Source organism: Neorhizobium sp. R1-B, assembly GCF_004368875.1.
GTDB classification, from domain to species: domain Bacteria; phylum Pseudomonadota; class Alphaproteobacteria; order Rhizobiales; family Rhizobiaceae; genus Neorhizobium; species Neorhizobium huautlense.
In genome coordinates, this window is the sequence record NZ_SOEM01000003.1 from 341608 (window position 1) to 355047 (window position 13440).

11 protein-coding genes are annotated in these 13440 nt (G+C 61.1%); 6 read left to right on the forward strand and 5 right to left on the reverse strand.

The window, feature by feature from the left end:
- Nucleotides 1-116: 116 nt before the first annotated feature.
- The 6 genes from EDE05_RS06645 to EDE05_RS06670 all read left to right on the forward strand — a co-directional run bounded on the left by EDE05_RS06645 (nt 117) and on the right by EDE05_RS06670 (nt 8874).
- Nucleotides 117-1001 (forward strand): ABC transporter permease, encoded by an 885-nt coding sequence (locus EDE05_RS06645; protein ID WP_132409271.1) that lies wholly within the window; start codon nt 117-119, stop codon nt 999-1001.
- A complete protein-coding gene (locus EDE05_RS06650) occupies nt 998-2128 on the forward strand; it encodes an ABC transporter permease (RefSeq protein WP_105372960.1) in 1131 nt (376 codons plus the stop codon). Before EDE05_RS06645 ends, EDE05_RS06650 begins: the two co-directional genes overlap by 4 nt.
- A gap of 54 nt (nt 2129-2182) precedes the next feature.
- A complete protein-coding gene (locus EDE05_RS06655; protein WP_105372961.1) occupies nt 2183-3148 on the forward strand; it encodes an ABC transporter substrate-binding protein in 966 nt (321 codons plus the stop codon).
- 297 nt (nt 3149-3445) lie between these two features.
- On the forward strand, nt 3446-4639 hold the full coding sequence (locus EDE05_RS06660) for an efflux RND transporter periplasmic adaptor subunit (RefSeq protein WP_132409273.1): 1194 nt from the start codon (nt 3446-3448) through the stop codon (nt 4637-4639).
- A 14-nt stretch (nt 4640-4653) separates the two neighbouring features.
- Nucleotides 4654-7992 carry an efflux RND transporter permease subunit gene (locus tag EDE05_RS06665; protein WP_132409275.1) on the forward strand — a complete coding sequence of 1113 codons (3339 nt, stop codon included), beginning with the start codon at nt 4654-4656 and terminating at the stop codon, nt 7990-7992.
- Between the two features lie 174 nt (nt 7993-8166).
- Nucleotides 8167-8874: a Crp/Fnr family transcriptional regulator gene (locus EDE05_RS06670; RefSeq protein ID WP_165924121.1), complete on the forward strand. Its 708-nt coding sequence runs from the start codon at nt 8167-8169 to the stop codon at nt 8872-8874.
- 123 nt (nt 8875-8997) lie between these two features.
- Here the strand turns inward: EDE05_RS06670 and ureG are convergent, their stop codons facing one another.
- The 5 genes from ureG to ureC all read right to left on the reverse strand — a co-directional run bounded on the left by ureG (nt 8998) and on the right by ureC (nt 13402).
- Complete coding sequence (ureG, locus tag EDE05_RS06675) at nt 8998-9609, reverse strand: urease accessory protein UreG (RefSeq protein WP_105372965.1); 612 nt, start codon at nt 9607-9609, stop codon at nt 8998-9000.
- Nucleotides 9610-9650: 41 nt separating this feature from the next.
- Nucleotides 9651-10322, reverse strand: a complete 672-nt coding sequence (locus tag EDE05_RS06680; RefSeq protein ID WP_105372966.1) for an urease accessory protein UreF — start codon at nt 10320-10322, stop codon at nt 9651-9653.
- Nucleotides 10323-10328: 6 nt separating this feature from the next.
- Nucleotides 10329-10829 carry an urease accessory protein UreE gene (ureE, locus tag EDE05_RS06685; protein ID WP_105372967.1) on the reverse strand — a complete coding sequence of 167 codons (501 nt, stop codon included), beginning with the start codon at nt 10827-10829 and terminating at the stop codon, nt 10329-10331.
- Between the two features lie 126 nt (nt 10830-10955).
- A complete protein-coding gene (locus EDE05_RS06690; protein WP_105372968.1) occupies nt 10956-11498 on the reverse strand; it encodes a peroxiredoxin in 543 nt (180 codons plus the stop codon).
- Nucleotides 11499-11692: 194 nt separating this feature from the next.
- A complete protein-coding gene (gene ureC / locus EDE05_RS06695; RefSeq protein ID WP_105372969.1) occupies nt 11693-13402 on the reverse strand; it encodes an urease subunit alpha in 1710 nt (569 codons plus the stop codon).
- Between the last annotated feature and the right edge of the window lie 38 nt (nt 13403-13440).

The following is a 13440-nucleotide window of genomic DNA, read 5'->3' on the forward strand; positions in this document are numbered from 1 at the left end:
AAGGCGCTGAATATTTCGCAAAGGTGGTCCGTCTGGCCGATCTCCCCCCTTGAGGGGGAGATGTCCGGCAGGACAGAGGGGGGTGGCCACGATCCGCAGCCTCGGGGAGCCATCGCATGAAGCCCGACTCCCTCAAGAACCGCACCCTCCCCGTCCTCACCATCCTCGTGGTGATCGTCGCCGTCTGGTACGTCGGCGCCTATTTCATGAACGCGCCGTTCCAGCGCGATCTCGATCGGCGGGGCAATGTCACATCGACAGCGATGGAGTTCGTCGGCAAGACCATGGCACAGCCGAAACCGGTGCTGCCGGCGCCGCATCAGGTGGCGCAGAACCTTTTCGAAAACACCTTCCTGCGCCGCGTCACGTCCAACCGCAGCCTCGTCTATCATGCCTGGGTGACACTGTCCTCGACGGTCGCCGGCTTCACAATGGGCACGTTGCTCGGCATACTGATCGCGGTCGGCATCGTGCATGTGAAGGCGCTCGACCGCAGCCTGATGCCCTGGATCATCGCCTCGCAGACGATTCCGATCCTGGCAATCGCCCCGATGGTGATCGTGGTGCTGGCGGCGGTCAACATCACCGGCCTGCTCCCCAAGGCGCTGATCTCCACCTACCTCTCCTTTTTTCCCGTCGCGGTCGGCATGGTGAAAGGCCTGCGCTCGCCGGAACTCATCCAGCTCGATCTGATGCGGACCTATAATGCCAGCGCCACCCAGACATTTTGGAAGCTGCGCGTGCCCGCCTCGATCCCCTTCCTATTCACGTCGATGAAAGTGGCGATCGCCGCAAGCCTGGTCGGCGCGATTGTCGGCGAACTGCCGACGGGTGCCGTCGCCGGCATCGGCTCCAAGCTCCTGGCCGGCGCCTATTACAGCCAGACGATCGACATCTGGGCGGCGTTGATCGCCGGCTCCGTGCTGGCCGCCCTCCTGGTCACGATCGTGGGGATCGTCGCCAGGATCGTCGATCGCTCCATGGGCGGGAGGCCGGCATGAGGCGGTTGAAGCGCAATTGGCAGCCGCTGCTTGCGGGCCTGCTGACGGCTCTGGCCGCAGCCCGGCTGCCGCTCACCCTCCCCGACGCGCCGGCTCCCATAGAGGGCGGCATGACGATAGCTTTGATAATTCTTGCCGCAGCACTCAATGTCGTGCTGACGCTGGGAGATCGCGGGCATGCAATGCGTGCCGGTGTTCTCTTCGTCGGAGCCCATATTCCCGCCGCCATGTTGCTTTCCAGGCTGGACGGAAATGAGGGGCAGATGTCCGCCTCCTTTTTCCTGATGATCGCGGCGAGCTGGCTCCTCGCCTGGGGCACCGTTTCCGAACTCGCGCAGATCGAGCCCCGGTCTTCCACGGCCCGCTCCTTCCTGCGCCTGCTGATCCCGGCGATCTTCGGCATCTGGATCCTGATCCTCTGGGAGGCCGTCACCCGAGGGGCCGGAATCCCCTTCATCCTGCTTCCGCCACCCTCCGCGATCGGCGCCCGCATCGCCGGCTCGGTTTCCGTCCTCTGGGCCGATGTCCAGCAGACCATCTTCAAGGCCGTACTGTTCGGTTATGTGGTCGGTTGCGCATCGGGGTTCGCCGTCGCGATCCTGGCCGACCGCTTCGCTTTCCTGCGCCGCGGCCTTATTCCCATCGGCAACATGGTCTCGGCCCTGCCGATCATCGGCGTGGCGCCGATCATGGTCATGTGGTTCGGCTTCGACTGGCAGTCGAAGGCGGCGGTCGTCATCATCATGACCTTCTTCCCGATGCTGGTGAACACGGTGGCGGGTCTCGGTGTGGCGGGCGCTATGGAACGGGACCTTATGCGCTCCTACGCATCCGACTACTGGCAGACGCTGATAAAGCTGCGCCTGCCCGCCGCCATGCCCTTCATCTTCAACGCACTGAAGATCAACTCGACGCTGGCGCTGATCGGCGCGATCGTCGCCGAGTTCTTCGGCACGCCGATCGTCGGCATGGGCTTTCGCATCTCGACCGAGATCGGCCGCATGAATGTCGATATGGTTTGGGCCGAAATCGCTGTTGCAGCGCTGATCGGTTCGGTTTTTTATGGCGTCGTGGCGCTTGTCGAGAGGGCGACGACGTTCTGGCATCCGTCTAACCGTGGTGGCTAGACGCTGATATCCGGCTCGGGCCAACGGGGCCGGCAAACACAGAGGGAAACGACAATGAAAAAGATCATGATGGCATTGATGGCAGGCGCCATGTCGCTTGCCGCAGCCCAGGCGATCGCCGCCGACAAGGTGACCCTGCAGTTGAAATGGGTGGCGCAGGGCCAGTTCGGCGGCTATTTCGTCGCCAAGGACAAGGGCTATTACGAGGAAGAAGGCCTCGACGTGACGATCAAGCCGGGCGGTCCGGACATCGCTCCGGAACAGGTGATCGCCGGCGGCGGCGCCGACGTCATCGTCGACTGGATGGGCGGCGCGTTGGTTGCCCGCGAAAAAGGCGTGCCGCTGGTCAATATCGCCCAGCCGTTCCAGAAATCCGGCCTGCAGCTGATCTGCCCCAAAGACGGCCCGGTGAAGACCGAAGCCGATTTCAAGGGTCACACGCTCGGCGTCTGGTTCTTCGGCAACGAATATCCCTTCTTTGCCTGGATGAACAAGCTCGGCCTCAAGACGGATGGCGGCAAGGACGGCGTAACGGTTCTGAAGCAAAGCTTCGACGTGCAGCCACTCGTTCAGAAACAGGCAAACTGCATTTCGGTGATGACCTACAACGAATACTGGCAGGCGATCGACGCCGGCTTCAAGCCGGAAGACCTGGTCGTCTTCAACTACACCGCCATGGGCAACGACCTGCTCGAGGACGGCCTCTATGTCACGGAGACCAAGCTCAAGGATCCGAAGTTCAAGGAAAACATGGTCAAGTTCGTCCGCGCCTCCATGAAGGGCTGGAAATACGCGCTTGAAAACCCTGAGGAAGCAGCCGAAATCGTCATGGACAACGGCGGTCAGGACGAGAACCACCAGAAGCGCATGATGGGAGAAGTCGCCAAGCTGATCGGCGACGGCAAGCTGGACATGGCAACCTACGACCGCACGGTGAAGGCATTGCTGGACCAGAAGATCATCAGCAAGAAGCCGGAAGGCGCTTATACGACCGACATCACTGCCGCGGCGCTGAAATAAAAATCGGCTATCGGCCATATCAAGAGAACGCATGAACTATGCTTCATGCGTTCTCCGAAATTTTTTGACGTAAACCATAACCAAAAGTCATCCATTCCATAACGAGCATGGATTGATTTGTGCGACGCAAACACGTAAAAGTTCAGTCCTGATGAATCTTTCGCTGCCGGTCTTGTAACCGCTTTTGGCGTTTACCACCTAGATCCGGGATATCGCGCGCAGAGGGGGCGCAGCGAGACCGGGGAGGTTCCCAGCGAAATATTTGCCCCTTTTTTAATTCAGGTCGGACATAAACACATGTTTCGCAAGTTCTCGAAGTCTGCCGGCATTTCGGCGATCCTCCTCTCGCTTGCCGCGGGTTCCGCCCTGTCACAGGAGGCCCAACCCGCAGCCGCATCGCAGCCGAAGCTGCCTTCCATCGTTGTTACAGAGACCGTAACCAAGCCGCTCGTCGACCGGATCATCGCAACCGGCACGATCAAGCCCGTCCAGGAAGTCTATGTCCAGCCTCTGGTAGAGGGACTGTCGATTAAGATGCTCAACGCCGATATCGGCGACGAGGTGAAGGCCGATAGTGTGCTGGCGACGCTGAACGAAGACGCATTGCTCCTCGAAAAGAGTCAGCTCGAAGCCAACAAGGCAAAGGCCGAGGCAGGTCTTGCCCAATACAAGGCGCAGGTGATCGAAGCCGAAGCCAATCTGGCGGATGCCACACGCCAACGCGATCGCACCAAGCGGCTCAGCCAAAGCGGCACCAGCACGGTTTCGCAGGTCGAACAGGCAGAAGCATTGGTCGAAGTACGGCAGGCACAGTTGAACGCCGCCAAACAGTCCGTTGCCGTGGGTGATTCCGACATCAAGGTCGTAGAGGCCCAGATCGAGGATATCGATCTGAAGCTCGCCCGGACCGGCGTGAAGGCGCCCGTGTCCGGCGTTGTTTCGGCCCGTAGCGCCAAGGTCGGCGCGATTGCCAGCGGCACCGGCGAACCGCTGTTCACGATCATCCGGGATGGCGCGATCGAACTCGTGGCGGATCTCTCCGAGACCGACATCCAGAAGATCAAGGTCGGGCAGAAGGCGCTTGTCTCGGTTGCCGGCGGCAAGACAAAGATCGAGGGCAAGGTGCGCCTGGTCTCCCCGACCGTCGACGCGGCGACAAGGCTTGGTGCCGTTCATATTGTCATCAATGATGAAAGCGGCGCCCGGGCCGGCATGTATGCCAGTGCGGAGATCGTCGTTACCGAGACCAGCGCGCTGGCGCTCCCGCTGTCTGCCGTCATTACTGGCCGCGACGGCTCCAGTGCCCGCAAGGTTGAAGACAATGTGGTCAAACAGGTGAAGATTGAAACCGGCATCCAGGATGGCGGTTTCGTTCAGGTGGTCAGCGGTCTCGAAGCCGGTGATCTGGTTGTTGCCAAGGCTGGTGCTTTCGTGCGGGACGGCGACAAGATCGCCCCGGTCCCGGCCGAGCCCGCGGCTGTTGCGAACTGAGCTGAGGTTGACTCATGAATTTTTCCGCCTGGTCGATCCGTAATCCGATCGCGCCGCTGCTCGGCTTCGCGCTGTTGCTCTATCTGGGGTTCCAGTCGTTCTTCACGCTGCCGATCACCCGTTTCCCGAACATCGACGTCCCGGTTGTTTCGATCACCGTAACCCAGAGCGGGGCTTCGCCTGCCGAACTGGAGATGCAGGTGACCAAGGAGATCGAAGACGCCGTCGCATCGATCAGCGGCATCGACGAGATCCAGTCCACCGTGACGGATGGCCAGTCACAGACGGTGGTGATGTTCCGCATCGAAAAGCCCACCGAAGAAGCGGTGCAGGACACCAAGGATGCCATCGATAAGATCCGCAGCGATCTGCCGGCCGGCATCGAAGAGCCCGTCGTCTCCAAGATCGACGTCGAAGGCCAGGCCATTCAGACCTTTGCCGTTTCTTCGCCCAACATGACGCTCGAAGAGCTGTCGTGGTTCGTGGACGATACCGTGAAGCGCTCGCTGCAGGGCCAGCCGGGCATCGGCCGTATCGACCGTTACGGCGGCGCTGACCGTGAAATCCGCGTGTCGCTGAATGCAGCGAAGCTCGATGCCTATGGCATCACCGCAGCGGATGTGAACCAGCAGCTTCGCGGCACAAACGTGGACCTCGGTTCAGGCCGTGGGCAGGTAGCCGGCAACGAGCAGACCATCCGCACGCTGGGCGACGCCCGCGACGTGGCCCAGCTTTCCGATACGTCGATATCGCTTTCCAACGGTCGTTTCGTGAAGCTGTCGCAGCTCGGCACGATCACCGACACCTATGAAGAGCCGAAATCCTTCGGCCGCTTCAAGGGAACGCCGTCCGTCACCTTCGCGGTCTTCCGCGCCAAGGGCGCAAGCGAGGTCTCGGTTGCGGAAACGGTCGCGGAAAGCCTCAACGAGGTGCGTAAGGCCAATCCTGATGTGACCATCGAGATGGTCGACGACGCCGTCTACTACACCTATGGCAACTACGAGGCGGCTCTCCACACGCTCATCGAAGGTGCGATCCTCGCCGTTATCGTCGTGCTGCTCTTCCTGCGCAACTGGCGTGCGACCCTGATCGCCGCCGTGGCACTGCCGCTGTCGGCGATCCCGACCTTCTGGATCATGGACATCATGGGGTTCTCGCTGAACCTCGTGAGCTTCCTGGCGCTGACGCTCGCCACCGGTATCCTGGTGGATGATGCGATCGTCGAGATCGAGAACATCGCCCGCCATATCAAGATGGGCAAGACGCCCTACCGGGCGGCGCTGGAAGCCGCCGACGAAATCGGTCTTGCGGTTATCGCGACGAGCTTCACGATCATCGCGGTCTTCGTGCCGGTGTCCTTCATGCCGGGCATTCCGGGTCAGTACTTCATCCAGTTCGGCCTGACGGTCGCCTTCTCGGTCTTCTTCTCGCTGATGGTGGCGCGCCTCATCACGCCGCTGATGGCCGCCTATTTCATGCGCGCCGAAGACGCGATGGACGACCACCACGACAACGACAGCCGTCTAATGAAGGCCTATACGCGCCTTATCAGCGGCACGACCCGCAAATGGTACTGGCGTTATACGACGCTGCTTGCGGCAATCGCCTTCCTGGTCGGCTCGGTCATGCTGCTCGCCCAGGTTCCCGGCAGTTTCATACCGCCGGAAGACGCCTCGCGCGTCGTGCTGTCGGTGGAACTGCCACCGAACGCCACGCTCGACGAGACCGACGCGACGACGACGCAGATCTACGAGGCGATCCGCGATATCGAGGGCGTCGAAAGCGTCTTCGTGCTGGGCGGCGCATCGCCCAAGGGCGACCTCGAACTCCGCCGCGCCACCGTACGCGTCATCCTCGGCAATATCGAACATTCGCTCGTCAAGACCCTGGTTAACAAAGGGCTCGGCTCAATCCCGATCCTCGGCGATTACCTGCCGAAGATGGAGGTGAAGGGCCGCGTCAAGCCACAATGGGATATCGAGAAGGAGATCCTCGCGAAGCTGCAATCCATTCCGGATGTTCGCGTCGCCAAGCTCAACGACCGCGCCGAACGCGATCTTTCGTTCAACTTCCTCTCCACCAACGAGGCGGACCTGAACGACGCCGTCAGTCTGCTGGAGTCACGCCTGCGTGCCTCGCCGATCCTTGCCAATGTCAGTTCGGAAGGTGCCCTGCCCCGTCCGGAACTGCAGATCCGGCCGCGCATGGACGAGGCTTCACGGCTCGGCATCACGCCGCAGCAGATTTCGGAAACCGTCCGTGTCGCGACGATCGGCGATGTCGATGCGAATCTGGCGAAGATTTCGCTCGATGACCGGCAGATCCCGATCCGCGTACAGGCTTCGCTTGATGTCCGAAGGGATCTGGCCGCCATCCGCGCTCTGAAGATCAAGACCGCGAGCGGCCAGAGCGTGCCCCTCTACAGTGTCGCCGATATCGACTATTCGGAGGGTCCGAGCTCGATCAAGCGCAACGACCGCAGCCGCGTCGTCTCGATCGGTTCGGATGTGCCCTTCGGCACCGCGCTCGACACGGCAAGTGCCGAATTCAAGCGAATCGTCGAAGAGACCAAGCTTCCCCCGAGCGTACGGCTTGCGGAAAGCGGGGACGCCAAAATCCAGGCCGAGATGACGCAGAGCTTCGGCAACGCGATGCTGCTTGGCCTGATGCTGGTGCTGGTGGTGCTGATCCTCCTCTTCAAGGATGTGATCCAGCCCTTCACCATCCTGTTCTCCCTGCCGCTTGCCATCGGCGGTGTGGCGGTCGCGCTGATCCTGACACAGAATGCCATGTCCATGCCGGTGCTGATCGGCATCCTGATGCTGATGGGCATCGTCACAAAGAACGCCATCCTCTTGGTGGATTTCGCGATCGAAATGCGCCGCCACGGGATGGAGCGCGTTCACGCCATGGTCGAGGCCGGCCGCAAGCGCGCCCGGCCGATCATCATGACCTCGATCGCCATGTCGGCAGGCATGCTGCCTTCGGCGCTCGGCATCGGCGAAGGCGGTTCGTTCCGCGCGCCAATGGCGATTGCGGTGATCGGCGGGATCATCGTCTCGACGGTGCTCTCGTTGGTGGTCGTGCCGTCCTTCTTCCTGATCATGGACGACCTCTCCCTTCTGCTTGGCAAGCTCTTCGGCCGGTTCGTCGGCAAGAAGGAAGCCGAAGATCTCGGTCTTTCACCGGAAGAGCTCACGCAGGAAGCACGCAGGAATGCGCAGTCGATCGCCTCGCTGGAAGAACGCCTCAACCAGATCGAGCGCCAGACCGGCGCCAACGACGACCGGGCCGCACCGGGTGCGCAGGCCGGCAGCAAGGTACTGCGCCTGCCTCCGATGGCCGCCGAATAAGCGCCATTCGCCAATGCTTCAAGAAACGCCGGGCCTTTGGGTCCGGCGTTTTTCGTTGAAGAAGAAATGGCGAGAAAAATACGGCATATTTGATCGGCGTCAAAAACCGCTTTCATGAAACTGTTATTTTGGTGCCATCGTGAGTGCGCAGCGGCCGACGTCATGGAACAGACGATGGAAATGATCAACACCAATATCAAGCTCAACAGCCGAGACCGGGCGGTGCTGATGAGGGCGCCCTTCTTGAGCGGCCTGAGCGGCAATTCGCTTGCGCGGATGCTCGGCAGCATGGCGGTGCTGAGCCTGCCTGCACGTAAATCCGTCTTCCGCGAAGGGGAAGATGCCGGCGCCTTCTACTGCGTGCTCAGCGGTTATGTCAGGCTCTACCGGTTGAATCGGGAGGGGCGCGAAGCGGATATCCGCATCTGCGCACCGGGTGACACCTTCGCCGAGTGCCTTCTCTATGGCGACAAGAAATACCCGTTTCATGCACAGACCGCCGAAGCCGCGACGCTCGCCCGTTTCGATGCGCAGACCGTCCGGGAACTTGCCGAACAGGAAAGCGATGTCGCCAAGGCGGTGATGATCTCCCTGTCCCAACACCTTCTGACGGCCATGGACTGCGTCGCCAACGACCGGCTGCATACGGCGCCGCAACGGGTGGCGAATTACATCCTGACGCGCTGTCCGGTGGATGGTGGCCCGGCCTCCATTCGCCTCCCTTTCCAGAAGAGCCTGCTGGCGGGTATGCTGGGCCTCGCCCCGGAAGCCCTTTCCCGCGCATTTTCCACCTTGCGGAAGACCGGCGTCACCGTGCGAGGCCGTGTGATCCAGGTGGGCGATGTGCAAGCGCTTCGGGAAATGAACGTTCATCACGGTTGACGCGAGGGAGGTCCCGCCTGGCAAGGCCGGCTTCCCGAAAGCATGCCGTACACGGGCGGTGGCGGCGGCATGCGATAGGCTGGTGGCTTTCGAGGCCGCCGCCTTCTTTTTCCAAGGCAGCGCTTACAGCCCGCCCTGCTCCTTCAGGAACCGGACCACGTGGTCCACTCCTTCGCCGCGTTTCAGATCGGTGAAGAGATGCGGTTTCGCCTCGCGCATGCGATGGGCGTCGCGGTCCATCACATCGAGATCGACGCCGACATAGGGTGCCAGATCCTTTTTGTTGATGACGAGCAGGTCGGAGCGGGTGATTCCCGGGCCGCCCTTGCGGGGTATTTCTTCGCCCTGGCAGGTTGAGATGACATAGATGGTGATGTCGGCAAGATCCGGGGAAAAGGTCGCCGCAAGATTGTCGCCGCCGGATTCGATGAAGACCACGTCAAGATCGGGGATGCGCTCGTTGAGACCCGCAATCGCCTGGAGATTGATCGTCGCATCCTCGCGGATCGCGGTATGCGGACAACCGCCGGTCTCGACGCCGACGATCCGGTCGGAGGAAAGCGCCTGCATCCTGACGAGCGCCTCGGCGTCTTCCTTCGTATAGATGTCGTTGGTGACAACAGCGACGGAATAACTCTCCCGCATCGCCTTGCAGAGTTTTTCCGTCAAAGCCGTCTTGCCGGAGCCGACAGGGCCGCCGATGCCGACGCGCAAGGGGCCGTTCGTCGATTTCATGTGACTTCCTTTCATAAATCCCAAGTCAGCTTAAGCCGCCCTCACGAGCGGAAAAGCCGTGAATTTTGTGTTTCGTGCCGGAGCGAGGCGATTTCCGCCTGCACCGCCGCGCTGCCGAGATCATCGAGGGTGGCCCGCACCGCGCACTGTGAAATCTCTTCAATCAGCACCTCGAGGGAGGCCAGGACCTTCACCCCTTCCGACTGTCCGCAGACACCAAGCCTGATGGCCGCCGAGACCGATTGGGAGACGGCGGCATGCAGATAGGCGGCCAGCGCCTTGCCGGCAGGAATGTGATGCGCTGCCGAGACTGCTCCGACTGCGACGGGAAAAGGCACATCGCGCGGCAGGCGATCCAGCACCGGATTTGGCCAGGCAGAAGCCGCCACGACGAATGCCTTCCCGAGCGACAACGCCTCCATGAACCGCTCGGCAGAGCCGCTCAGGGCGAGGCTCAGTTCCGCGACCTCACTCAGTTCCGCCTCGTTCTCCACCTGCCGCCAGGCTTCGGAAAACAGAACCGCGTCGTTCCAGAGACTGCCACGCCGGAGCAGCGTCGATATCCACTCCTCAAGGCCTGCGGCGTCCGTCACCAGACCATCAAAAACTGCCCGCTCAAGACCGCCGGAATAGGCAAAGCCGCCAATCGGAAAGGCGGGAGACAGCCAGGCCATCAACCTCAGAAGCGCCTGCGTATCGAGGGCCTGGCTCATGCAGGCTCAATCATGATGGTGATGATGGTCATGGTTATCATGTCCATGCGCATGGCTGCCATGCGAATGCCCCCCATGTGAATGATAGGCACCGCGCGCCGGCTGGAACGGCTCCTCGATCTCCGCGACCGTGGCGCCAAGCCCTTCGAGCATGGCGCGGATCACGTGGTCGCGCAGGATCAGGATGCGGCCTTCTTCGATCTGCGCCGAAAGATGCCGGTTGCCGAGATGCCAGGCAAGCTCGATCAGATGCAGTGTGTCACGCGCCCTGACCTCGAAAAGCTTCTCCGGCGCCGCACGCACCTCGACGGTATCGCCGCTGTCGAGCACCAGCCGGTCACCGTGATGGAAGAGCACCGCTTCCTTAAGGTCGAGCATCACCATGTCGCCATTCGAAAGATGCAGCAGCTTGCGGCGCAGATGACGCAGGTCATGCGGCAACGTGACGATATCGACCGGCGGATCGGTGATGACGCCGGCGGGGCGGTAGGAATGGATATGCTGCATGGAACCACTCGTCTGTCTGCGAAAACCGCATCATTGCGGAGCTTGACTCAACGAGCAAGGCCTTTGAACAATCAACAAAAAACCCGGACTGGCGTCCGGGTTCCGGATGGCGCGGAATGCACCAAATCAAGCCGCGATCTTGGCCGACTTCAGATTCTCCAGGATATTCTGCGGAGAAGAAACGCCATAGGGGTCGGAGTCGCAGTTGTCGGAATAACCTTCCTCTTCAAACCACTGCTCGACGATGCCGTCATTGATGATGGCGGCATAACGCCAGGAGCGCATCCCGAAGCCGAGATTGTCCTTGGCGACCAGCATGCCCATCTTGCGGGTGAATTCACCCGAACCATCCGGAATGAGCTTGACGTTCTCAAGGTTCTGGCTTTTGCCCCAGGCGTTCATGACAAAAGCATCGTTGACGGAAATGCAATAGATTTCGTCGATGCCCTGTGCCTTGAACTCACCGGTAAGCTTTTCGAAATCCGGCAGCTGATAAGTCGAGCAGGTTGGCGTGAAGGCACCAGGTAGCGAAAAGAGGACGACACGCTTGCCGGAAAAATAGTCCCTGGTCGTCTTGTCTTCCCAGCGGAAGGGATTCGGGCCGCCGATCGACTCGTCGCGTACGCGGGTCCGGAACGTCACATCGGGAATACGTTTTCCAATAAGCATGGTTTCAACTCTCCTGAAATCGCGGAAAATCGACGGCTTGGGCGACCGCCTGAATGAGATGACGAAAACTAACGTAAAATATCTTGCAGTGCAGCATCAAAGGTCTGCGGCATAACAGCCATGCGCTCTACGCATACATGGGTAACGCGCCGATCGGCGGCCGCCTGATTGCCGCTTACCTCCGGATTTGGGTGTCAGAACAGAAAATAACGCTGCGCCATCGGCAGCACCGTCGCCGGCTCGCAAGTGAGCAGCTCGCCGTCGGCACGCACCTCGTAGGTTTCCGGATCGACCTCCACATGCGGCGTTGCCGAATTATGGATCATCGAGGCTTTCGAAATGCCGCCGCGGACGTTCCTGACCGCCAGCAGCTTCTTGGCGACGCCGAGCTTGTGGGCGAGACCCGCATCGAGCGAGGCCTGGGATACGAACGTGACGGAGGAATTGGTCCGAAGCTTGCCGTAGGCCGCAAACATTGGCCGGTAATGCATCGGCTGCGGGGTGGGTATCGAGGCGTTCGGGTCGCCCATCGGCGCGGCTGCGATCGAGCCGCCGAGCAGCACCATGTCCGGCTTCACGCCGAAGAAGGCCGGATTCCAGAGTACGAGGTCGGCCCGCTTGCCGACTTCCACCGAACCGATTTCATGGGAAACGCCATGGGCGATCGCCGGGTTGATTGTATATTTGGCGATATAGCGCTTGACGCGGAAATTGTCGTTATCGCCGGTTTCTTCCTTCAGCTGACCGCGCTGACGCTTCATCTTGTCGGCCGTCTGCCAGGTGCGGATCGCCACCTCACCGACGCGGCCCATGGCTTGGCTATCGGAAGAAATGATCGAGAAGGCGCCGATATCGTGGAGAATATCTTCCGCCGCGATGGTTTCCTTGCGGATGCGGCTTTCGGCAAAGGCGATGTCTTCCGGGATCGACGGCGACAGGTGATGGCAGACCATCAGCATGTCGAGGTGTTCCGCGAGCGTGTTGACCGTATAAGGCCGCGTCGGGTTGGTCGAGGACGGGATGACGTTCGGATTGCCGCAGACCTTGATGATGTCGGGCGCGTGCCCGCCGCCAGCCCCTTCCGTGTGGAAGGCATGGATGGTGCGGCCCCGGATGGCCGCGACCGTATCCTCCACGAAACCACTTTCGTTCAGCGTATCGGTGTGGATCATCACCTGCACGTCGAACTGGTCCGCAACCGTCAGGCAATTGTCGATGGCCGCTGGCGTCGTGCCCCAGTCCTCATGCAGCTTGAGCGATGAGGCGCCGGCAAGAATCATTTCCTCCAGCGGCGCCGGCAGCGAGGCATTGCCCTTGCCGGCAAGCGCGAGGTTCATCGGGAACGCATCGAAGCTTTCGATCATCCGTTCGATATGCCAGGCACCGGTGCAGGTGGTGGCGAGCGTGCCATGCGCCGGCCCAGTGCCGCCGCCCAGCATGCAGGTGACGCCCGACATCAGCGCTTCCTCGATCTGCTGCGGGCAGATGTAGTGGATATGCGCGTCCATGCCGCCGGCGGTCAGGATCTTGCCCTCGCCTGCAATCGCCTCGGTCGACGGGCCGACGATGATCGTGACACCTGGCTGCGTATCCGGATTTCCGGCCTTGCCAATTGCATGGATGCGTCCGTCCTTCAGGCCGACATCCGCCTTGTAGATGCCAGAATGGTCGACGATCAGCGCATTGGTGATGACAGTGTCGACCGCGCCCTCCGCCCGCGTCGCCTGGCTCTGGCCCATGCCGTCGCGGATGACCTTGCCGCCGCCGAATTTCACCTCTTCGCCATAGACGGTGAAATCCTTCTCCACCTCGATGAAGAGCTCCGTATCCGCAAGCCGCACCTTGTCGCCCACGGTCGGACCGAACATCGAGGCATAGGCGGCGCGGGACATCTTGTGTGGCATGGACGGTCTACCTCTGGAATTCGAGTAATTTGGGAATG